Raw genomic sequence first — 24,136 nt, forward strand, 5'->3', positions numbered from 1 at the left:
CGAAAAAATTCTTTTTTAAATAAAACTCATGAAAGGCTTTTATTATAAAATAAAGTCCCGGGTTGTTATTGCCTTTATTTTCACTTTGCTAAGTCAGACAGTACTGATGGCTCAGAGTATAAATGAAGGTTGTACCAATCGGAATGACTTTGAGCAGGCATCAGTCATCAATTTTGACCCGACCTGTTCTACTAACTCGCTATTTTATTTTAGTAGTGGGTCCATCGAAATAAATGATGGGGAGATAGCCCAAGGAGGTATCTCAGAAAAGCATACTATCTTGGATAAGGTAGATGCCAAAGACTTTTCTCTCTACTCAGGTTTAGAGGTAACATGGTCTTACAATGCGGATGCGATCGAATCAGAATTCTATGATAGTATCTGGATTTATCGTGCTAAAGCAGAGGATGTAGTTGAAATTTCAGATAGTACAATAGCAACGAACCTCACAGAAAACATGGTGCATATAGCAACAGTTGCTATTGATGCTCCTGGTTTTACATATACTGATTATGATGTAGAAAGTGGTAAAGAGTATTTATATATTCTTAGAGCATTTGGATATGAACAATCAGCTCCTGTTACCACTTATCGTGAATCGGAATACATTGCAGATTATGGCTCTGTTATGGCATTTGGTCTTACAGCTTCTAACAAAGCTTCTGATGACATGGTGCTAGTAGAATGGGAAATTGATGCGAACTGTTTGATTGGAGATTTTGATGAATCTGTTTATTTCAGAATACTAGATGATGATACTGAAGAGGAGATATTTGTAACACATATTACAGATCCTTCTTCTTTTATCAATTCCACTAAACTCAATGGCGAATATCAGCTTATGTTCGAGAAAGAGGAATCTTATATTTCTATTGACCCAATTGCAGACTTAGGAGCTGGTTTTAGATCTTATGAATATAGCTTTGAAGCTTGGATTAAGATCGAAGAACTGACCCAGAGTAAACATTTGATTTTAACTGATGATACAGAAAATCAGCAACTTTACATCAGTAATAATACGTTCTTCTTGAAAACAGAAGACGGTGAGATAGCATTAGGAGGAACAATTGATGAAAATACTTGGACACACGTTTCTTTGACTGCAGAACCTGCATCAGGTGAGCAAGTATTTAAGTTGTATTTAGACGGTGAATTAGTTAACACAGTCTCTGGTATTATGCCTTGGGAGTTTACAAAGATTGCCGGAAATGGGAATGGTGAACAACTTAATGGTGCTATTGCTGATATAAGGCTTTGGGATCATACTAGAAACAGTCTTGAAGTAAAATACAATTATTATTATCCAGTATTAGGATCAACAACAGGTCTAGTGGCTTTATACTCCGCTAAAAACTACGATAGTGGTAATCCATTATCATTGTCAAATGAAGTTACGAGTAATGCAAGTTATGTGGCCGGTATAAATTATGGCAACTGGACTGCTTTTGATAATGAGACAGACAAAAATAGGTTATTTGTAGGGTCTGTAATTGACTTTTTAGGTCCTGACGTAAGTAGAAATTATCGTTTGCAGATTACAGAGTATGGTTCAAGTGAGCCGGTGTGTGTAACATTGAGAGCTACTGGATCAACGAGTACATTGTATGATGGAGACTTAATGGCAACTTCCAACGACCCAGGAAAAGTGACACTGACATGGTCGGATTCAAGTGATGTTACAGACCAATATATCATCTACAGAAACAATTCAGAAATCGCTAGAACAAGAAGTACTTCTTATGAAGATTATCAAAGTTCAGGTTTATGGATGGGTGAGGAAAATACTTATACCGTAAAAAGGTATAACGCTCGACATGATGAAATATATGATCTTGATGAAACAACGGGTGCTTTATTTGATATGGATATTACTGCTTCATATAAAGACGGTACAGTGATATTGGATTGGACGAATTTGACTAGTGATGATAACGATACTTTAGTCATAGACACACTTGCAGTTTATTATAATGGTTCTCAACTCACGCTCTTAAGTTCAACAATTGATACTTATGAATACACATTCCCTATACATGGTGATTTAGAAACCTATAAGATAGCGGGTATTAAAAATGGGGAGATCTATGGTTATGATGAATTGGAGATAGATGTACCAAAAATTGGTTCCATAAGTGGTTATTTAGTCTCTGACTTAGCAGAAACTATTCGAAGAGGAAGAAGAAGACCTAATTTAAATGTTGCCGACACTTTAAGACCTTGGGCTTTAGAAAATACAAGGATAATCGCTTCTGCAACATTAGATGATGTAGTCTATTCAGATACAACAACCACTGATTTTGAAGGCAGTTTTAAATTTGATCAACTTTATTTTGGCGCAACCGGCGTAACGTATACCATTAGAGTTGCGGATTATGATTATGAATTATTGGACAATGAATTCTACGTTTCATTAGATACACCAAGTAGAAATGATGTATTAGTATTGGTAGACGAATCATTTAATGCTGTAGCCGATTTACCAGTAGTTTATGATCCATTATCATTAGGTGTCAATGAAAATGCGACCTCGGTTGAAATTTTCTTCAACCTAAAGTCTAATGTGATTCCAAACGATCAAGTTGTTTTTTATATCCAAAGAAAGCTTCCAGAACAAACGGAAGAAGAATGGGAATTACTAGCCCTCATCAGTGAATGGAGTAACTATTATTTAGATGGATCAAATGATAGTAATTATCCAGAACGCTTGCGATTTTTTGATGAAGAAGTAGCACCAAATACAACATATGATTATAAGTTGATCACGGCTACTTTTACACATGAAGAAGTGAATTACAATGAAACTGTCATTACAGATGTGACTACTGAATCTCTTCCAACTCCTTCATCATTTTCGGTGGCTACAACTTCAAATGGAGAAGTGAAATTTAATTTAGGTACTTCAAGCTATGATTTTAATCAATTCTTGATCACTAGAATTGTAGAGGGATCTTCAGAGGAAGAAGAAATTGCACATCTTGAAAGAAGGGACCGTTCACTAACTTGGAGTGATTTCTTGCCTAATGAAAAAGCGACTTATTATTTGTATACTACAAGTAAATATTCAGAAGAGAAATCGACAAAGTTAGAGTATGTTGACTTTATTACTCCTGTATTACCTGTACCAGAATTTGATTTAACTAAATCTAAGTCGAATAGCGATAAAGCTTTTGAATTAGTTTGGAAGCATCAAGTAAATGAAGCGGATATCTCGTTATCAAAATACAATTTCGATGGCTACCAAATTTATCGTGTTTCCTCTGTAAATGATACTGTTTTAGTATCAGATATTAGGAAAGAGGCCGTTTACAGTGGTTTGGTTTATGTAGATAATACTTTATCTTTTGGCGAAAGTTATGACTATCATATCCGAGCTTACAGAAATACTGCCCTACAAGATGATCCAATTGTTTCAGAATTCAATACCACCCCACTAAGTAATGTAGGAATTAACTATTCTTCATCGGATTTGATGGTAACAGCCGTCTTTGATCCAACAACCGGAAATGACAATGTGGTGAATGTAAATTGGGATTTTGCTTATCAAAATAATTTGGGAGTAAATGAAGCTGCTCAATTAGAACGAATTGAAATTTCAAGTACAAAACGTGATACTGTAGTTGTTGCAAATTGGTATACTGGAAATTTTGATTATCAATTCAAGGATGGTTTAACAGGTATTGGATCAAATGTTTCAGAAGTTCAATATATTTTGACTTTTGCATCAGAGAAATTACCAACTGATATTTCAAAAACTTCAAATCAACTTATACTTTCAGGTACCTCAACTACTTATGTGGACCCTACAGGTTTTACAGCCACAAAGAATCTTGAAGGAATGATTGAGTTAACGTGGAATCATCGAATTGATCATTTGGCTCGTTTTGTAATTTCTAGAGATGGTGTAGTTTTGGATACTCTTCCTACACAATATAGAAATTATCTGGATGATCAAATCGAAGCCGGAGCCTCTTACATTTATGAATTATGTGCAGTTTATGAAGACCCAAATACTGGTGCTATTCAAAAATCAAAAAATTATGCAGCAGTAGGATCGAGTAGTGGTCATTTCCAAATGGAAGGAATTGTAGTTGATGCAGATGGTGTAGCACCAGTGATGGGAGTAGATGTGATGGCCTTATTGTATGTAAATGGAGAAGTAGTTCAGCGTAAGAATACGGCTTCAGACCAAAAGGGATATTTCCTCTTTAAAGATTTTAATGATGGAAGTGTAACGGGTAAATCTGAAGTGGACTCAATTGTTATTCTTCTCGAAAAAGATAATTACAATATTGCTGGAGATGTATATGATGCTAATGCGTTATCTTCATCATTATATCAACTTCAAGCTCAATATCAAAATACAATTCATTATCCTGTAGAAAGAATAGATCACTCTATACCTGCAGAAGTCGTAGCACTAAGTGTAAATGCAATAGAGGAAGAGAATGCAGTGAAAATTGATTGGATGACTACCACGGAAAACTACACTGGATTTATCTTATTTAGGGATTTCAATGCTATTGAAAAAATAGAGTTGTTGGAAGGTCAACCCTTAGAATTTTTAGATAAAACGGGTTTGCCAGGTGAGTCATATACTTATGGTATTCAGCCTTATACAGAAATTCCAAATGGCCAAGATCATTATGGTGATACCTTGTTGTATGATCATTCTGTGATCTATCCGGGAATCTGTAATATCAGCAGCTTTTATGCAACAGCTGTTCAAGATTCAAATGAAGTGCGTTTAAGCTGGACATATTCAGGTATTGCAGATGAATTCCATTTATATCGTTCAGGTGATATTATCGCAGCAATTTCAGCCGATGAACCAAACCGATTTGTGGATTCAACAGCGGTACCAGGTATTAATTATGTCTATAAATTGATTGGATACAACAGAACTTCCAATTCATTTTCTCAAGAGGCTACAGTGACAACCACTTACCCTAACCTTCAGGTGGTGCAAGATTTTGCGGCTACTTCTTCAGATCAGAACGTGGTAAATCTAACATGGACTTATCCGGCAGGGCACATCGATGGGTACAAGATTGAGCGAAATGGTAAATTATTAGCACAATTGGAATCGGAAACGTTGGCTTTTACTGATACATCTGGTATTCCTGAATCATGGCATGAATATACTATTTATGCATATCGTGAAGATGCTTTTGATAAGTATTATTCCTCTACAGTAACAGATACAGCCACTTTCCCTCAGTTAGCAGCTGTAAAAGATCTACAAGTAGGAACAGAGAATAGTGTAGCAAAACTAAGCTGGACTTATGATTATGAGTATATCGATGGTTTCATTTTATATCGTGATGGTCAATATTTAACAGAATTGACTCCTGATATAACATCTTATATCGATAGCGAAGGTAAACCTGGTCAAAGCTATACGTATCAAGTAAAAGTGCTTGATTTCCGTGATGAAGCACAATCTGTATATTATTCTGATGAGAAAAATGTAGCATTAGCTTCCTATCCAAATTTCCCTACATTAGGTACTATTTCATCTTCAGGCAATAGTAAGCATCATCTAGGAGCAAAGTGGACATACAATTGGGAATACATTAATGGTTTCATTGTTTATGTCAACAATGCTGCAGTTGATACCCTTGAATCATGGGAGAGAGATTATTATCATATTGATAATGATGGAAGTTCTTGTGGTGCAACAAGGTCAGTGAAAGTTGTTCCGTTTAGGTATATAGATGGGAATGTCATCACTAACTCCACTGCTAATCGTTCTGCAAACATAAGTTTTGGAAGTTGTGGGAGTGCTATCGATATGATCTCTAACTTAAATGCGGAAACAAACTATTCTGTGGTGAAATTATCATGGCAATTCAATTCGGATAAAGATTTGGATGAAGTGAGAATTTTCCGAAATGGAGAATACATCGGATTAACGAATGGGACATCCTATGAGTTTTACGATAGCGAAGCGGCTATCAATACGTTGAATTTATATGAAGTAGTCCCTTACAAGAATTCTTCAGTGAATGGTGCTAAAGCGGTAGCAAGTGCCTATGCCTATGCCTTAAATAGTGTGACAGGTTTGGTGGCAACTGCAAATGGAAATCTACCTGTAGAAGGGGCTGAGGTTAAGCTAACTCATACTGATGATAATAATATCACTTATAGCTATGTGACAGCAACCAATAATGTAGGTGGCTATGATTTCAATCAGATTTATTTTAATGAAGAAGATTCTGTTGATTACACAATCACGGCATCATACAATGATCACCGATTAATTAATACACCACAAACATTTACGGTTACGGAATCAGGAGTCCACACTGCAGCAACTATTTATGATTTAGATGGAAAGTCAATCAGTGGTATGGTGACGAAAGCCATAACGGGATGTCCTGTAGAAGGAGCAACAGTGACATTACATTATAAAGATGTATTGGGTAATGATGTCAAGGCTTCTGAACAATCTGTTACGGATGGTACTGGTTTCTATTCATTTGTTCCTCTTTCAATGGAAGGTTTAGAATATTATATAATTGATATTTCAGATCAGGATCAAGAAAATGGAACAGAAGGATATTTCTCTTTCAATGTAGCACCTGACACGCTACTTGCAGCATTATTTATGGATAAAGCAGAGTTTTCTTATGTAGATAGTACTACTTATGATTTTGCTATCAATGTTGTTAATGGTTGTCACGGAAGTTTAGGAACTTACAATTTTGAGGTATTGGTTGAATCTAAAGAAGGGTGTATGTATGAAAAATACAACACGAATTTAAATGGCCTTCTTCAGCTGAGTTTACCAGTAGGAGAGTATTCTTTAAGGGTCTCAGGTGCTGAACCTTTGGATCCTATCTCACAATCAGTAGTTGATTATTTTGCGACCAGACCTCAACAAATTAATGTAACTGATATCCATGAGTCCATTTTAAGTGGAGAAAGAGAATTTGTAGGTGAAGAGGATAGTGTTAAATATTTTGAGTTCCATGTGATTCCTGAAATCCTAACATTAGAGGTAAATGGTTTTGAGGATGTTATCGATGAATTCAATCTAACAAATACTACTCCTGAGCAGATTCCTGATTGGCTGAATGTTTTGGTTCAAGGGAATGATTATGAATTCAATTTCCAGATTGAAGAGCAAATTAATACCAATACTTGTGTGTTGGATTATGGTACTGTAGTAGTGAGAAATGCAGCAGCAAATGCTGAAAAGGCAAATATTGAATTACAGGCAGGACCTGATGGTTTATTCAATTATACCTTCACTGCTGAAAATATCAACCCTGCTGTTCCTTATCTACAAGGAATGTTTGTGGAGTACTATAGTAAGGAGGGAGAATTCCTTACAGCAATTGCCTATCCAGTATTAGTTACGGGTACTGCAGCCGCAGCGGGTAGAGATATCTTAGTTTCTGTTGATACGACTGACAATGGCGAGATCCAAATCCCGTTATTTGTCTTACGTGACCCTCCTGGAGATGGAAGTTACAGTTATGTAGAGAAAGACGTTACCATCTCTAAATATTACGAAGCAAGTACGGACGATATGCATTGGGAACAGTGGTTTGAGAAAGTACAAGGAGCTTCTGATTTAGATGATCATGATGATTTCATACCAGAGAATTCAACGGAGATGACGTCTATGTATGGTGATTTTGCTGAGATTAGTAGCAACGAGAACGATGCTTATGGTATTCACTTGTCATTGAAAACAACCGAGAGGTTTGAAACTTCTAAGTCTCCAACTAAGACCGTGAAAAACGATGGCTACTTGGATTTCCATGAGGAAGATGTCATCGTTGGTATGGGTGTGGCAATGACATATGGTGTTGCAAAAGAAATCACCATTTTGGAAGAAGAAGGTGGTGGAGCAACTGTCGCTGAATTGTTAAGCTACGATATTGCAGGAAGTGAAATCACTACGCAATGGTCCTACACGATAGATCACATTCGTCAGACAGTATTCGAATATGATTCATTGTTGAACAACCCGAATGTTATTTTGAGTGATGATGACAGAGAAATCTTTGAGGTCACACGTGACAACTGGGAAGCTATCGACATTTATGTAAATCGTGACGCTATTCCAATGTATGCCATTTGTAAGGAGTTACTTCAAGATAATTTGGTTGAAGATCAAGGATTTGATGAGTTAACAACTTTCTGTGAAGCACATTGGGGTAATTGGACAGATGATGACTCTCTAAATGTGTACACGCCTTACAACGAGGATCTTGATGCGGAATACGGCTGGACTGATCTTTTAACGGAGCAATACGAAAACTATATCAATAATGTAGCACTCGAACAGCAACAAGCATTTGAGTATACTTTATTGTCAGAAGTATTTAGCGAAGTGAAGTTAGATGAGGATTACCAAAATGAAATCATCGATGAACATCCTGGTAATGATAGTCAGAATTACAACTACGAAAGTGCAAATGTCTCATTGAAGGATGATATCATTACTGATGCAGTAGTAGTAGAAGAAATTCAAGATAATATCGAAGCTTTAATGGAAGTCTTTAGAGAGCAATACCAAGGTGCAGGGATTGACAATAAAACTTTCACGGGTGGTGCTGGAGCCAACACCAATCAAATTGTATCTAAATGGGGAACGAAAAATACGTTTACTCAAAAATGGAGAACAAAGGAGATGGAATATGGTGCAAGAAAAAGTGAATTCTTTATCAAAACGAAATATGCTGCAGATCTTTCTTATAAGATTGGATTACAATTCAGAGCTAAAACAACCACAATTGCTTTAGGTACTGAAGTTACTCCTGCAGGTATTAAGTGGGCGAAAAACTTCGATCTAGGGATCAAAACGGGTATCGAAATGGAAACACGTACTCGTGTGATCGAAGAAGATAGAGAAACGCACTACGATGAAATCACATTGACCGAAAAAGAAAGTGTAACGCTCGATAGTGCTTATACCATCGGTTATGTATTGGATGATGATGACAACGGTGACCTTTATTCCGTAATGGTGGTAAAAGGTACTAACCAAGGTCACACTCCATATTTTGATTTATTAGGTGGTAGAACTGCTTGTCCATACGTAATAGGAACAGCAAAACGTGATGATTTCACTGCTGGGTACGCATCGAGTGATACCTCTGTGGCCAGTAATGTAATTTATGATGTGGAGCCAGATAAGAAAGCGATTCTTCACTTCTCTGTTGGTAACGGAAGTTATATTACAACAGATAGACGTTATTTCACGATTGAACCAATTGCGGGTGAAAATAAGAATCACGCAAGTTTGACTTACGAAAAGAACCCTATTGGTTTGGATGCAGGAGAAGCCTATTATGGAACAATCTTAGTGGAAAGAGTGGATCCTTTCTATGACTTCACCGATCTTAAATTTGTGGTTAAACCGGAGTGCGGTGATGGTGCTTATGAAGCGGATACTTTGGAATATGAAGTGTATTTCAATAAGCCTTGTTCACCAGTGTCTATCTATGTACCTGAGAGTGATTTTGTTGTCAATTATGATGATGAAGGAAATGAGCTTCTTACCATAAAAGTCACGGATTATGAGGTTGACGGTTTATATCATTACACGGAGGGTTTAACCTTAGAATATAGAAGAGAGGGTACTGAAGAATGGACAGAAATTGAGTCAGTTGCCGTGGATAGTTTAAGTAATTACTTTGAACTAATGAAGCTTACTTACCCAATGCCTACGTATCCATTTATTTGGAATATTCATGAAGACGAAAGCATCATTGACGGCAATTATGAGATTAAAATAACGGCAGAATGTGGTGAATACGGTAACTCTGAATATGACATTATTAGTGGTACAATAGACAGGTCTACAATTCAGTTAGTAGGGGATGAAGCACCAAAAGATGGAATTCTTTCTATTGGTGATGTTATCAGTATTGAATTCAATAAAGATTTAGATTGCTATCTGATGGATTCATCGTTAATCACAATTACAGATACAGCCCTAAATTCAATTGAATTTGAGGTGATTTGTTCAGGTAGTGGTTTGGAATTCATAATTGAAGAGACCCTCCTAGATAGTTTGAATGATCAACTTTTGACTGTAAATATTGATTCAGCAGCTCTAGTCGATTATCAAGGTAATTCTAATTTGGAAAGGTTCACATGGGATTTTAAAGTCAATTATTCTCCTGTGTATTTCTCAAGTAATGAGATTGAGTTCTTTATGGATATGAATACCACTCATCAAGTGGAAGTTACATTGAAATCCAATCTGGATCAAATTGAGTATTTCTCACTATCAGGATATGATACAACCTGGATTTCTTTATCGAACCAAAATAACATTCTCCTTGAGAACAATGCACAACAACAATTCCGTAATGGGGAGAGAGATATGTACTTGAATTTTAATTCTTTCCAAAAAGAAGCAGGGACATATCGCGATACAGTATATGCAAAAGTGGATGGTTTTGAAGCAACAGCACTTTATTTGACAGTTCATTTAAATAGTGAAGTATCAAATTGGTCTGTAAATCCAAGTGATTATGAGTCTTCTATGGAAATGATCAGCTTACTCGGTTTTGCAGAAGATGCTCTATCTAATATGGTATTAAGTGCAGATACGAATGATGTTGTAGCTGCGGTGATCGATAATGAAATCCGTGGAATAGCACAATGGTCGAAATTGGATGATGTAAGCAATGATAGACTATACCTTACGGTCTTTGGTAATGCTGATGATCATGGAAAGGCGGTGGACTTCAGAGTACTTGACGCTTCCAACGGATACGAATACGATGCATATAATACCAATGGATTAGTCACTTTTCAATCAGACACATTATATGGTCGTACAGGAACGCCTGATACATTAAGAGTAAATAAGTCGGAAGGTAGAGCAAGGTATATTCATTTATCATCAGGATGGAATATGATTTCATTAAATGCTCAACCAAAAGATGCAAGCGTTGAGAGTATCTTCCTAGGTTATCCTTTAGTAGAAGGTGATCAAGTAAAGGATAAGAACAATTTTACTCAGTTTGATGGTAAAAATTGGTTAGTTTCTAACTTGGATTCATTGAAAGGAGGTCAAGGATATTGGGTTTATGTGCAAAATGAAGGTAGTATACGTTTCACGGGTAGCTATCAATCAGGTGATATTACCAGAAACTTCTTACTAGACAAACCTTCAGGTTGGTACTTAATCGGTTCACCAATCCAAGATGAGCAACACATCAATGAAGTGCTTGGTTTTATAGGAGATATCCCTACAGAAGGTATATTGAAAACACAAAATCAATTTGCAACTTTTGAAGCGGGTACTTGGAAAGGTCAATTAACGTATATGCAACCTTTTAAAGCTTATCAAATCCAATTGAATGCTCAATCGATTATGACATTTGGTACTGACATTCAAGAATTGTGGCCTGAAAAGGATAACCGTTATGAAAGCGAAAGCAATGCAAGAAAGGTACAGAAATGGTCTGTCGAAAGTTCTCAATTTGAGCATTCAGCTTCTTTAATTGCAAAGATGCATGACCTGCCAATCGAAGAGGGTGATCAATTGATTATCAGCGGACAAAATGATGAGTTGTATGGTGTACTAGATGCAGTATTTGATGCTGTAAATCAAGAAACCTATTTCTCTGGACTTATTTATGGAGGAAATGCTGAAGAAGAGTTGATAGTGAAATATTATCAATCAAGCACAAATACTATAATTGGTACTACAGAGGATTTCTCATACCAGACCAACAAGAGATCAGGATCAGTAGATAACCCTGTATTATTTAATCTGAACAATGAAGATAAACAGTTATTGGAGGAAAGGATAAATTTATATCCTAATCCTGTTGAGACTGACTTTGTTCTTCAGTTAGATATGCAAGAAGAAGATCTTGTTACGATTAGTATCTCTAGTATTTCTGGAGTAAAGTATTTAGAGTTGAATACTACTGTATTCTTAGGTGCAAATGAGATAGAAATTGATTTATCTGATTATGATCTTGGGACAGGAATCTACGTTGTAAATGTCGTAGGAGTAAAAACAGGTACTAAATACAAAAAGTTTGTGATAAAGTAGCCAATAATAGGTTATTAAATTTTTCAACCCCAGAACCTCGGTTTTGGGGTTGTTTTTTGTCAAAATATTCCAGTAGTCTTAAAACTCTACATGGAGTTGATATTATCATTTACTGATTTAATAATTCGGTGTAAGGCTTCTTTCCCTTCTTTCATTACAGGAAGAAAGGCCCAAATATGTGGCATACCTTCCCCATTGATGATGTCAATATCAACTCCTTGTGTTATCATTTTTTCAACAGTCAAAATTTGATCATGGTAGGTAACATCATTTTCAGCCACTAAAAATAGGGTGGGAGGGAAACCTCTGAAATCACCATTTAAAGGAGAAATTTTGGGGTTCTCTAAGTCATTTCCTGCACACAGTTTCTTAGCACTTCTAACCCCCACTTTTGAGAGCATAGGATCTTTACTTTCAACTTTTTCAATTTCGTTGTTGGTCATTGTAGCATCCATTACCGGAGATAAAACGATGACTTTTGAAGGAACTTTTTTTCTATTTTGAATTAATCTTTGAGTGAGTGCCATGCATAATGTACCCCCAGCAGAATCTCCAATTAAAACAATTTTCTTAGAAGGATATCGATTTGCGATCTCTTGATATACCTCATCAATATTTTCCGAGATCTCGTCAATTTTATGTTCTGGAGCCTTGGGGTAATCACACATCCAAACGATCGCTTTCGTCTTTTTAATAATAGATTTCATGACTTCCCAATGATGTTCGGCAGGGCCAGAAATAAAGGCTCCACCATGTAGGAAGAGGACAATTTGATGACTATCGTCTTTGATTTTTACTTCGGTAATTTTTGATTTTAATACTTTGAAAGTACTTACCCCTTTTTGTTTGAAAAACCTTCCCTTAGGTTGATGGATATCTTCTTTTCTGATTTTGAGATAATTAATAGGGTCTTCACTGAAGTCTTTTTTGATACCTTTCAGTTGAAGAACAATTTTTATAATGTAGTACGATAAACTATATTTCACGTTTTTATTGTTAGTTTTGAATTTTAAAAAGTTAATGCTTACGAGTATTAATACCCATAAGCATTAAGAATGATGTTTACGTAGTTCACCATTTTCTAAGTTTGAATTACACCTACATTGAAGCGTTTATCGATGGGGTTTTGATTGGCCATCTCAATACCTTTTGAGATATACATTCTGGTCTCTTCAGGTTGAATAATCTCATCAATCCACAAACGTGCAGCAGCATAATAAGGAGAAAGTTGACTATCATATTTTGCTTTTATCTCATTGAATAGTGCTTTTTCCTCTGCTTCATCAATTGTTTTACCTTGTGCTTTGAGGGTTGAAACTTTAATTTGAAGCAATGTGGTAGCAGCAGACTTACCGCTCATTACAGCCAATTGAGAAGTAGGCCACGCCAGCATCAAGCGTGGGTCATATGCCTTTCCACACATTGCATAATTACCAGCACCGTACGAATTACCAATGACTAGCGTGAATTTGGGAACTACGCTATTCGCCATGGCATTGACCATTTTAGCACCGTCTTTGATGATACCGTTGTGCTCTGAGCGACTTCCAACCATAAAACCCGTTACATCATGTATAAAAAATAGAGGGATTTTCTTTTGATTACAGTTCATCATAAAACGAGCCGCTTTGTCTGCAGAATCAGAATAGATTACTCCTCCCATTTGCATTTCACCTTGCTTTGATTTGACGATCGTACGTTGATTGGCAACAATCCCCACGGACCAACCATCAATGCGGGCATAGCCACACAAGATACTTTGACCGTAGCCTTCTTTATATTGTTCGAATTCTGAATTGTCAACAAGTCGCTCAATGATCTCTAACATATCATAAGGTTTGGTCCTATCATCAGGGAAAACCTCATAAATGCTATTGATATCCTTTTTGGGAGCCACTGGGGCAGCCTTGTTGAAGCCTGCTTCATTGGGATTACCCATTTTGTCCACTAAACTTTTGATTTTGTTAAGACAAGCCTCATCGTCTTCACATTTATAATCAGTCACTCCTGATATTTCGCAATGTGTGGTAGCTCCGCCCAAGGTCTCATTATCTACACTTTCGCCAATGGCTGATTTGACCAAATAAGATCCTGCTAAGAAAACGCTCCCAGTTCCATCGACAATAAGTGATTCATCTGACATAATGGGTAAATAAGCTCCACCTGCTACGCAACTTCCCATGATGGCCGCAATTTGTGGAATTCCCTCTGCCGACATTACAGCATTGTTTCTAAAAATTCTTCCAAAATGCTCTTTATCTGGGAAAATTTCATCTTGCATAGGTAAATAAACACCTGCACTGTCTACGAGATACACAATGGGTATTTTATTTTCTATGGCTATTTCTTGTGCTCTAAGATTTTTTTTGCCTGTGATAGGAAACCAAGCTCCAGCTTTTACTGTGGCATCATTGGCCACGATCACACAGTTTTTACCACTTACTTTTCCTACTTTAATGATCACTCCTCCAGAGGGACAACCGCCATGCTCTTTGTACATGTCTTCTCCTGCAAAAGCACCAATCTCAATGGCTTCTTCTGCATTATCGAGTAGAAAATCCACTCTTTCTCTGGCTGTCATTTTACCCTTGGCTTTGTGTTTAGCAATTTTCTTTTCACCTCCACCCAGAAAAACCCGTTCTCGGTTGCTCAGCAACTTTTGGGTGAGGTGTTGGAGTGAAGTTTGAGATGCTGATTTTTGGTTAGTTGAATAATTCATGATTATTATGTGTTGTGTTTTACTTTTAAATAAGTTAAGAATTTAATATTAAAACTGAATAAGGAAATATGTTTTTTTACAAGTGTGTAACCACATCGTAATCTAAGTTATCCGTTAATTATTTAAAAAATTCCTATGTAAATAGTGAATGGTTATGTAAAATGGATGTTTTTATATCGCAAGTGTTAAGCCGATAGGCGTCACTTGTGATGATACATTGACGAAGTCTCCCGACTTCGAAATAAAAGAAAATGTTGTGTTTGTATTCGAAATCAGGAGACTTCGCCAATAAGTAGTTCCAAGTGACGCTAGCACTTAACACATGAAACATGGATTTACAACAATCTCTCGCAAACCACAACACATAAGCATTTATTGTACTGCAATTACTGCCTATTTTTAAAAATCAAAAAGAGGTAAACTATCCCACAGAAAATGACAAAATGTTAATTCTTCAGCGAAACTGATTTTTCATTATTCAATGTTAAATATTCATTTAAAAAAAACTATATCTTTACGCCACTAAACCGAAACATCAAACATTAGTTAGTTTTCAGAATGAAATACATCAAGTTTATTTGGGCACTTTCCCTTTTTATTTTTCTAGGATATTCTTTGTTAGCCTACATTTACTTCCCCGATAGTGGAGTAATGGTCATAGGTGCAACGAAAGATGCTAGTGCAATGGTGATGTCAAAAAGCGACTTTTTCTATACTTCTATGGGAATTTTACTATTTATCAACATCGCTTTAGCAGGGTTGGGAGCTAGTGTTTTACATTTACCTCAACAACTGATTGTAGTACCCAATAAATCAAAATGGTTAGAAACAAAAGAAACACAACAACAACTTCTAGAAGGTGTAAAAGGTTGGACTAAGGGATTAGCAACGTTGATCAATGGTCTTTTACTGGCAACACTAGGAATGATTTATAGAGCACAAGGTCATGATATTGAAGCACCAAAAGTAGAGTATTCTCCAATGGTATTTTCAATTCTTATAGTTGGTTGGTTCTTGGCATATTTCTTTATTATGAAAGCTCCAAAAGCAACCGAAGATTAATAGTATTAGTCTCTTTCAATAGAGTAATATAAAGAAGGTTTTTATCGACGACTTCATTTTTGAATAGCCGATAAAAACCTTTTTTGTTTTCACCCGAAAATGAATGTTGTCTTGTGCTGTAAATTAATTTCTCGTTACTTATGATGGGATCCTTATACGAATTGAGAGTGGTAATCTATTGTGGTTTACGACGACGTTTCAATGCAACGATCTTACTTTAACTACAGTTTTACATACACTTTCAAAACTCCTCTTGTATTCTGGGTTTACGCTTCTCATTAGGTAGTTTTTCAACCGGCATTGAAGGGAAAAGCGTTAAGAATTTCATGGATTGAGCCGTTAAAAATGATTTTGTTGTTTGAGCATCTCAAAACGATGAAGTTTTGATCGAGTTATCCTTATTAATAGTCGAGAGGAATGGAATTTAGCTTTTGCGTTCAAAGCCTAGATTTTTTGCTTCGTTTTTCATCAATGGAAAAATGAAGAAGAAAGAAGCTTGAAAGTAGAACAACAAATATTAGGAGTAATATCAATTTTGATAGTTGATGATAATTTAAGTTTGTAATGCATTAAGGTGTTGATTGCTTGTAAGCTATGATTTAATTGATATTAATGTGAGTAGTATACGTGATAAACGTTGGAATTGATGTTACCCAAAAATTCTTAAACCCGACGTAAACAATATGTTTGCTCTTTTGTTTACTAGTTATGAAAATGCTACTAAATGATGAGGAAATAGATCGCATAATAGAAATGGCATGGGAGGATAGAACTCCTTTTTCAGCCATAGAAGTCCAATTTGGATTGTCAGAGTCAGAGGTGGTGAAGCTGATGCGGCTAGAAATGAAAGAAAAGAGCTTTAAAAGATGGAGGAAAAGAGTCCATACAAAAGCCAGCAGCAAGCACATTATGAAGAGATCTAATGAGATAAACAGGTTTAAATGTAGCAGACAAAGGTTAATAAGCAACAACAAGATCAGTAAGAAAACCTATTAAATTATGACTGAAAAGCAACACATTAACATCGTTTGGCTAAAAAGGGACCTTAGAACTAAAGACCACATGCCACTTTACTATGCCGAGCAAAGCCAACTACCTTACTTAATGCTCTACATCTATGAACCGAATCTTATCAAACACAATGACACTTCTTCAAGGCACCTGAAGTTCATTTACCACTCCATTGATGACATGAATCAAAGACTAGCCACCATGAACCGACAAGTACATGTGATGTACGGTGATGCTAACTCTATCTTTGAATACCTGATCAAGGCTTTTAAGATTGAGAATGTATTCAGCTATCAGGAGAGCGGTATACAGATCACTTATGATCGTGATAAATCAATGCAAAAGCTATTCAATAACAATCATATTGAATGGCATCAGTTTCAAAGAGATGGCATCAAAAGAGGTATTGTCAATAGAGACAATTGGGATAAAGATTGGTTCGTGACGATGAAGGAACCTGTGATTGAGAATCAATATTCCAGCAATAAACAAGTGGAGTTGGTCAATTTATTTCCTTTGCCAGCTTCTTTCAGAAACCTCATTAAGAATTACAATAAAGATTTTCAACCTGCTGGAGAAACATTTGCTTGGAAATACTTGAACTCATTTACGGATGAAAGAGGGAAAGATTATAGCAAATTCATTTCTAAACCTCTGGAGAGTAGAAAAAGCTGTGGTAGAATTTCACCCTACCTTGCTTGGGGTAATATTTCCATTAAGCAAGCGTATCAGCACATCAAAAATCATCCGAATAGAGCGTACAATAAAAGGGCTTTTAATGGTATTCTTACTCGCCTCAAATGGCATTGTCACTTTATTCAGAAGTTTGAAGTACAATGTAGTTATGAGGATACATGCTTAAACGTAGCATTTGAAAACCTTTCTCATGAAAATGATCAAAGGTTTTTGGAAGCATGGAAACAAGGTACTACAGGCTATCCTATGATCGATGCTTGCATGCGTTGTTTGCAGACAACAGGTTGGGTCAACTTCAGAATGAGAGCGATGTTGGTGAGTTTTTTATGTCATCATTTGGATCAAGATTGGAGAAATGGAGTTTATCATCTCGCTAAACTTTTTTTGGATTACGAGCCTGGTATACATTTTACACAATTTCAAATGCAAGCGGGAACGACAGGAATCAACACCATTCGTATTTATAACCCTGTAAAGCAATCCCAAGATCATGATCCTGAGGGGGTTTTTATCAAACAATGGGTGCCTGAACTCAAAGATGTTCCTCAACGTTTTATCCATGAACCATGGCAAATGACTTCTTTAGATAAAGCTTTTATTGGTCTAAGTGATTTCCACTATCCAGATCCAATTGTTGATTTAAAAGTCAGTGGAAAAAAAGCTCGAACAAGGATTTATTCTTTCAAGAAATCTCCAGAAGTCAGACAAGAGAAAGAGAAAATTTTAGTGTTACATACACGCAATATCAAATCAGAAACGGTTTAACCCCATTCAATGGTTGCATTAGTTTTTCCACATCAATTATTCGAAAATTCTCCTTTATTTAATACTGAGTGTACCACATTTGTATTGATAGAGGAGTATTTATTTTTCTATCAATATAAATTTCATAAACAGAAATTATTATTTCATAGAGCTTCAATGCTTCAGTATGCCTCATTTTTGGAAGAAAAAGGCTATGAAGTGGTGCATTGGAAAGCAGAAAATAAGGAAAAGTCTGATGTCAGATTTTTTATCAATCAATATGCATCAGAAATCAATAAGGAAGTAGTATATATTGATCCTGTGGATGATTGGTTGAGTAGGAGACTAGAAAAGTCGCTTAAATCGAATAACATAGCCTCTCGTACATTTAGTAGCCCCATGTTCCTGAATACATCAGAGGACAATGGGCAATTTTTTAAGGCTACAAATAAGAAATTCTACCATGCTAATTTTTATAAGAAGCAGAGAATTAAGCTCAATTTACTCATAAGTGGAGAACAACAACCCGTAGGGGGGAAATGGTCCTTTGATGCAGAGAATCGAAAAAAATATCCCTCTAAAAAATTACCTCCTTTTGTCCATTTCTGTAAGAAGAATAGTTACATCTCTGAAGCCATTGAATATGTTGAAACTAATTTTTCGGAGAATTACGGCATCATCAATGATCATTTTCTTTATCCGACTAGCTTTGATGCTGCAAGGAAATGGTTGGAAGACTTTTTAGAGGAAAGGTATCTTGAATTTGGTGCTTATGAAGACGCTATTGTTAGTCATCAAAGTGTTTTACACCATAGTTTGTTATCTCCTTTATTGAATGCCGGATTGTTGACACCGGATTATGTGTTGGAGAGAATAAAAGAGGTGACCTTCTCGAATAATATTCCATTGAATTCCGCAGAGGGTTTAATACGTCAGATTATAGGTTGGAGAGAGTTTATCCGAGGGATTTATGAAGTGAAAGGAAGAGAGGAACGAATTTCCAATTATTTTGGTTTCACAAGAGAAATACCTTCATCGTTTTATCAAGGGACGACGGGAATTAAACCGATAGACATCACCATTAAAAAAGTGATGAGTACGGGCTACTGTCATCACATTGAACGACTGATGGTACTTGGTAATTTTATGCTATTGTGCGAATTCAACCCCAATAGTGTTTATCAATGGTTTATGGAATTGTTTATTGATGCCTATGATTGGGTAATGGTTACTAATGTGTATGGAATGAGTCAGTTTGCTGACGGAGGGTTGATGTCTACGAAGCCTTACATCAGTAGCAGTAATTATTTGATGAAAATGAGTGATTATAAAAAAGGGGACTGGCAACAGGTCTGGGATGGTTTGTTTTGGCGTTTTATGGACCTTCAAAGAGAAAAAATTGGTGGTAATCCACGTATAAATATGCTCTTAAAGAAATATGATAATATGAATAAAGAGAAAAAAGAACTACTTTTAGAAAGTGCGGAAAACTTCCTAAATAAACTATCAACAAACTAAAATTATGCTCTCTTTATTTGACCAAACCTCGAATCAATCACAAAATTTATTACCCTTTGAAGGGGATGCCTTTTACTATGGTAAAGTCTTTTCTTTTGCAGAAGCGACCTCTTTGTATCAAAACTTATTTTCTACTATAGATTGGCAATCTGATCTTATTAAGATGTTTGGAAAGGAAATTCTAACCAAACGTAAAATGGCTTGGTATGGCCTAGAACCTTATGAGTATACTTATTCTAAGGTCAAAAAAACGGCACTTTTGTTTAATGATACACTGCTACAGCTTTTAAAGGTAGTGGAAGAAAAAACAGGGGAGACTTATAATTCCTGTCTTTTGAACCTTTATCATGACGGAAATGAAGGAATGGGCTACCATAGTGACAATGAAAAAGAAATGAAAGAATATGGTGCTATAGCTTCTTTATCGTTAGGGGCAGAGCGTAAGTTTTCTTTTAAACATAGGGAAACGAAAGAGAAAGTCAATCTTTTGCTGGAACATGGTTCTTTGTTAGTGATGAAAGGGGAGACCCAAAAGCATTGGGTACATGCTTTACCTGTGAGCAAGAGAGTTTTGAAGCCAAGGATAAATTTGACCTTCCGAACAGTGGTGTTATGAAGTAGGCAAGAGATATTGAAAGGGAATACTATCAGCTAAGCACAATGTAAACTAAGTTATCGAATATTTATGGTATTTAGAAATCAGGAGATTTCTGATGATCTGAAGGACACGAATGATGCTTACGCTTAACATTCGCGCCAGTGGGCTTTCTACCATTTTAGTTTGGTAGTACTCCTCCCCGGCATTGAAGGGAAAAGCGTAAAGAATTTCATGGATTGAGCCGTTAAAAATGATTTTGTTGTTTGAGCGCAGCGAGTTTAAAATCATTTAGGCGAGAGGAATGTAATTTAGCTTTTGACTTCTAAGCCTAGATTTTTTGCTTCGTTTTTCATCAATGGAAAAATGAAGAAGAAGGGAGCTTGAAAGTAGGAGGACATAAAAGCATGCAGAATAATTAATTGGAATTTTGCAGTAATTTAGTTTACAATGTGCTAAAAAAACACGAGATACAAACAAGGAAGTTTGAAAGTATAATCCTGATGTCTTCTTGAAGACAAGAAATAAAAAAACAGGACACCCAAACTCGGATGCCCTGTAATCTTTATTAGATTGATTTATTTTTCTTATTCAGCTGCTGGAACTTCGTATTCATAGAATTTAAAGTTATCAAACTCTACTTCAGTTTGTCCGCCAGCACCACTTATGATTTGTAAGTGAAGTTTAGCACTTGGCCAATCAGCAGGTGGTTGTTTGTTTGTTAAGATTTGTACTTTTTGCCAAACACCTTCATTTTCAGGCTTTAAAGCATTCGTACAGCAAACGCCCATCCACTCTTTATAGTTGTCTGCCCATCCGTCGCTAGGCATCACTCTCCAAGTCATTTGAAGTCCGTTTCCACCAGGATTACTTTTCACTTTTACCCAGTATTCAAAAGCATATGTTTTATCCTTGCTTAGTGAAATGAAACCTTGATCCATACCCATTTGAGCGTTTGTACCTTCATCCATCACGATGTTTAATACCTTCGTACCAGATTGAGCACCTGAAGAAAGAACGTTTACATTAGCAAAACCTTTTTGGTTCCAAGGGCTTGCGAAAGGACTTATTGTACCATCCTCAAAATCAGGGTTGATTGTCAATAAGTTTTCAATGTAAACTTTCACATCTTGATCGGTAAATGTCTCTAATTTCACGAAGTCAGATGATTGTACAGTACCTACAGTTGCATCATAAGAAACGACTGCACTTTGAGAGTTATAGATGTCGTTTGCCAATACAATCTCTACAATACTAGCATCATTTTTATTTAATTGTACCGCATTGATAGTTGCTGCTGCACCATCTACTTTCACTGTGAAGGCAGGAATTTGGCTAGCGTCAATCGCATCCATTTCTCTAGAGAATTGTAACTGTAGAGTACCTCCGTTGCTACTTTCTTCAGCTCCTGTCATCACAACTGGTAAAGTAGAAGGGATAACTTCGATATAATCAGGGATGATCAACGTATCTGCACGACCATAAGGCTCTACTCTTGAAGAAACTAATCCTACTGAGAATTTACCTAACTTTTTGTATTGGATATCAACAGTTTTTGTTTCTAATGTTTCTTCTTGACCATCAATTAACCACTCGTAGGTATCAGGGCTTCCTGAAGATGTATCTGTCATCGTTACAATTGAACCTGCTTCGACGATATATCGACCATTCTCTTCAGTGTAATTACCTTCAATGCCTGTTACTGCAATATCTGTAGTGATTGTATCGAGTACAGTTACTAAGAAAGTAGAGTCTTCCATGTAGATTCCTGTAGAATCTTCGAATTCCCATTCGATTTTTAAAGGAATCTCACCTACTTCCATGAATTTTACAAAAGCAGTTTCTTCTTTTAAAACAGAGTCATCGTTATTGATAAAATAAGAAGGGAAAGGTACCGTCCATTTTCTGTCTAAAAATCCTTTTGAACCGTCTGCAATTGAGATTTGTTGGTTGATCTCAACAGTGATTTGATTGGCATAAGGAGAAAATATGGCAATATCTTGGAAGTCTCCGTAAGGAACAACTTCATCTTTCTGACAGGATGTGAGAGCAATTACCAATGCCATCACTCCAAGTGATATATTTTTTAGAATTTTCATGTTCTAATTCTTTAATTAGTTGTTGATGTTAGGATTAGTAAGTGCTTCATCCACAGGAATAGGGAAGTAGTCATGTGCAAGAGGAGTGTAAGCCGCAGCACCTTCTACATATTCTCTCAAAGGAACAATATCAACATCCTCATCAGTGATATATCTAAGGTTCTTCTCTTGGATTGTAAATTCTAACTTTGATAATCGGTCATACTGCTCTTTCACTTTGTCCCAACGTCTTAAATCAACCCAACGTGTATCGTGACCTTCAAACATTAATTCTTTAGGTCTCTCATCCCACATAATGTGCTCCATTAATGACTTAGCCGTGTAGTTTACAGGGTCAATTTGCATTACACCTGATCTCGCTCTGATTTGATTGACTAAGTTAGCCGCTTCGTTTACTGCACCGTCACCATTCAACTCTAAAATACACTCAGCATACAATAAGTAAATGTCTGCTAAACGAATGATTCTCTCATTTATACCTGAACTGTAGACATCACCTAAACCATCATTAGTATTTTGGTGATTTTGGAACTTTCTTAAATAAGAAGCCTCGTTGTTGTTGAAACCTGCTTTTTCCACTTCTTGTTGGTAGTACGTTGTACCATCATCTGCTAGTGCAATAGAAGCTTCACATCTTAAAGAATATACTCTATCGTCATTTCTGCTGTCATCGGGATCCATAGGATCTTCTTTTAGTTGCATTGTCATCCAGTAAGAAGGCATTACAACTCTCCATCCACCTGCACCACCTGGTGCTAATGTTCTTGCTCTAGTAGTACCTTCAGACCCTGTAGGACCATCTTGTGCACCAGCTGCAGCAGAACCTGCTTTTTGAGTAGCAGAGAACACTACTTCGAAGATCGATTCTGAGTTGAACTCGTGTTCTGTATCAAAGTTCCATGAAATTTCAGGAGTCAATTGATACAAGTCCGTTCTATCGATGAGTTTTTTGTATTCAACTCTTGCTTGCTCATAGTTATGTTCATTGATGTAAACATGACCTAAGAAACCTGTTGCAGCGCCCCAAGTTGCACGACCTAAATTGTTGTCGTCCCATTCTTCAGGAAGGTTTTCTTGAGCGTGTACTAAATCTTCCATAAGGAAAGCCAACACGTCTTCTTTAGGAGCAAGTGGTTTAGCGAAGTCTTCTTTTGAAGCAGGCACTGTTTTGTGAAGGATTACGCTACCGTGGTTGTATGTAGAGTATAACCAGTAATAACAAACACCACGTACAAAACGAGCTTCTGCAATAAATAGTGCTTTTTCTTCTTCATCCATTTCAATACCTGGTACTTTTTCAATGACCTGATTGGCACGAAGAATAGCAGTATACAAATCTGCCCACTTTTCTTTTACAACGTTTGTGTTATCGTTAAATGATAACTTTTGAAGTGATTGAGCACCCGCATTCCAGTTGTTTGGTCTACCTGTATCAGATCTTACCGGTGTGTTTACGGCAGAAGTACCACCTGTAACACCATGACCTTGTAAACCACTGTATGTTGCCATTAATCCTTTGAAAGCATCCTCTCTATTTTGCCAGAAAGAATCTTCTGTAATTGTATTTACATTTTCTACATCGAAATAGTCTGTACAGCTTGATAATGCAGCTGACAAAGCAAGTCCAACGAATATTTTAGATATAAATTTCATGATTG

At 36.4% G+C, this 24,136-nt stretch carries 10 protein-coding genes; 6 read left to right on the forward strand and 4 right to left on the reverse strand.

Features of this window, described 5'->3' with window-relative positions; all coding sequences use genetic code 11:
• Positions 1-106: 106 nt before the first annotated feature.
• Positions 107-12,034: a LamG-like jellyroll fold domain-containing protein gene (locus tag IC221_RS10400; protein WP_188168912.1), complete on the forward strand. Its 11,928-nt coding sequence runs from the start codon at positions 107-109 to the stop codon at positions 12,032-12,034.
• A gap of 86 nt (positions 12,035-12,120) precedes the next feature.
• On the opposite strand, the gene IC221_RS10405 is transcribed toward IC221_RS10400, so the two are convergent.
• The gene (locus tag IC221_RS10405; protein WP_188168913.1) at positions 12,121-13,020 is read right to left on the reverse strand and encodes an alpha/beta hydrolase; all 900 of its coding nucleotides are present in this window, start codon (positions 13,018-13,020) and stop codon (positions 12,121-12,123) included.
• Positions 13,021-13,115: 95 nt separating this feature from the next.
• Complete coding sequence (locus IC221_RS10410; RefSeq protein WP_188168914.1) at positions 13,116-14,753, reverse strand: acyl-CoA carboxylase subunit beta; 1,638 nt, start codon at positions 14,751-14,753, stop codon at positions 13,116-13,118.
• Between the two features lie 558 nt (positions 14,754-15,311).
• On the opposite strand from IC221_RS10410, the gene IC221_RS10415 reads away from it, so the two are divergent.
• The 5 genes from IC221_RS10415 (at position 15,312) to IC221_RS10435 (ending at position 20,400) form a co-directional block, all read left to right on the forward strand.
• Complete coding sequence (locus IC221_RS10415; protein ID WP_188168915.1) at positions 15,312-15,815, forward strand: hypothetical protein; 504 nt, start codon at positions 15,312-15,314, stop codon at positions 15,813-15,815.
• A gap of 714 nt (positions 15,816-16,529) precedes the next feature.
• Positions 16,530-16,811, forward strand: a complete 282-nt coding sequence (locus tag IC221_RS10420; RefSeq protein WP_367397764.1) for a TIGR03643 family protein — start codon at positions 16,530-16,532, stop codon at positions 16,809-16,811.
• Between the two features lie 3 nt (positions 16,812-16,814).
• The gene (locus IC221_RS10425) at positions 16,815-18,287 is read left to right on the forward strand and encodes a cryptochrome/deoxyribodipyrimidine photo-lyase family protein (protein ID WP_188168917.1); all 1,473 of its coding nucleotides are present in this window, start codon (positions 16,815-16,817) and stop codon (positions 18,285-18,287) included.
• Between the two features lie 9 nt (positions 18,288-18,296).
• Entirely contained in the window at positions 18,297-19,784 is a 1,488-nt protein-coding gene (locus IC221_RS10430; protein ID WP_188168918.1) for a cryptochrome/photolyase family protein, read from the forward strand.
• A 4-nt stretch (positions 19,785-19,788) separates the two neighbouring features.
• Positions 19,789-20,400, forward strand: coding sequence for an alpha-ketoglutarate-dependent dioxygenase AlkB (locus IC221_RS10435; protein ID WP_188168919.1), 612 nt, complete (start codon positions 19,789-19,791; stop codon positions 20,398-20,400).
• A gap of 566 nt (positions 20,401-20,966) precedes the next feature.
• On the opposite strand, the gene IC221_RS10440 is transcribed toward IC221_RS10435, so the two are convergent.
• Both IC221_RS10440 and IC221_RS10445 read right to left on the reverse strand, forming a co-directional pair.
• Positions 20,967-22,478 carry a carbohydrate binding domain-containing protein gene (locus tag IC221_RS10440; RefSeq protein ID WP_188168920.1) on the reverse strand — a complete coding sequence of 504 codons (1,512 nt, stop codon included), beginning with the start codon at positions 22,476-22,478 and terminating at the stop codon, positions 20,967-20,969.
• Between the two features lie 15 nt (positions 22,479-22,493).
• Positions 22,494-24,131: a RagB/SusD family nutrient uptake outer membrane protein gene (locus IC221_RS10445; RefSeq protein ID WP_188168921.1), complete on the reverse strand. Its 1,638-nt coding sequence runs from the start codon at positions 24,129-24,131 to the stop codon at positions 22,494-22,496.
• Between the last annotated feature and the right edge of the window lie 5 nt (positions 24,132-24,136).

Source organism: Flammeovirga sp. EKP202 (genome assembly GCF_014534745.1).
In the GTDB taxonomy this organism is placed as follows: domain Bacteria; phylum Bacteroidota; class Bacteroidia; order Cytophagales; family Flammeovirgaceae; genus Flammeovirga.

What these genes read in the sequence shown, in the direction of transcription:
- IC221_RS10400 (WP_188168912.1), top strand. Translation starts at nt 107, where the DNA reads ATGGCTCAGAGTATAAATGAAGGTTGTACCAATCGGAATGACTTTGAG.
- IC221_RS10410 (WP_188168914.1), bottom strand. Translation starts at nt 14,753, where the DNA reads ATGAATTATTCAACTAACCAAAAATCAGCATCTCAAACTTCACTCCAA.
- IC221_RS10415 (WP_188168915.1), top strand. Translation starts at nt 15,312, where the DNA reads ATGAAATACATCAAGTTTATTTGGGCACTTTCCCTTTTTATTTTTCTA.
- IC221_RS10420 (WP_367397764.1), top strand. Translation starts at nt 16,530, where the DNA reads ATGCTACTAAATGATGAGGAAATAGATCGCATAATAGAAATGGCATGG.
- IC221_RS10425 (WP_188168917.1), top strand. Translation starts at nt 16,815, where the DNA reads ATGACTGAAAAGCAACACATTAACATCGTTTGGCTAAAAAGGGACCTT.
- IC221_RS10430 (WP_188168918.1), top strand. Translation starts at nt 18,297, where the DNA reads ATGGTTGCATTAGTTTTTCCACATCAATTATTCGAAAATTCTCCTTTA.
- IC221_RS10435 (WP_188168919.1), top strand. Translation starts at nt 19,789, where the DNA reads ATGCTCTCTTTATTTGACCAAACCTCGAATCAATCACAAAATTTATTA.
- IC221_RS10440 (WP_188168920.1), bottom strand. Translation starts at nt 22,478, where the DNA reads ATGAAAATTCTAAAAAATATATCACTTGGAGTGATGGCATTGGTAATT.
- IC221_RS10445 (WP_188168921.1), bottom strand. Translation starts at nt 24,131, where the DNA reads ATGAAATTTATATCTAAAATATTCGTTGGACTTGCTTTGTCAGCTGCA.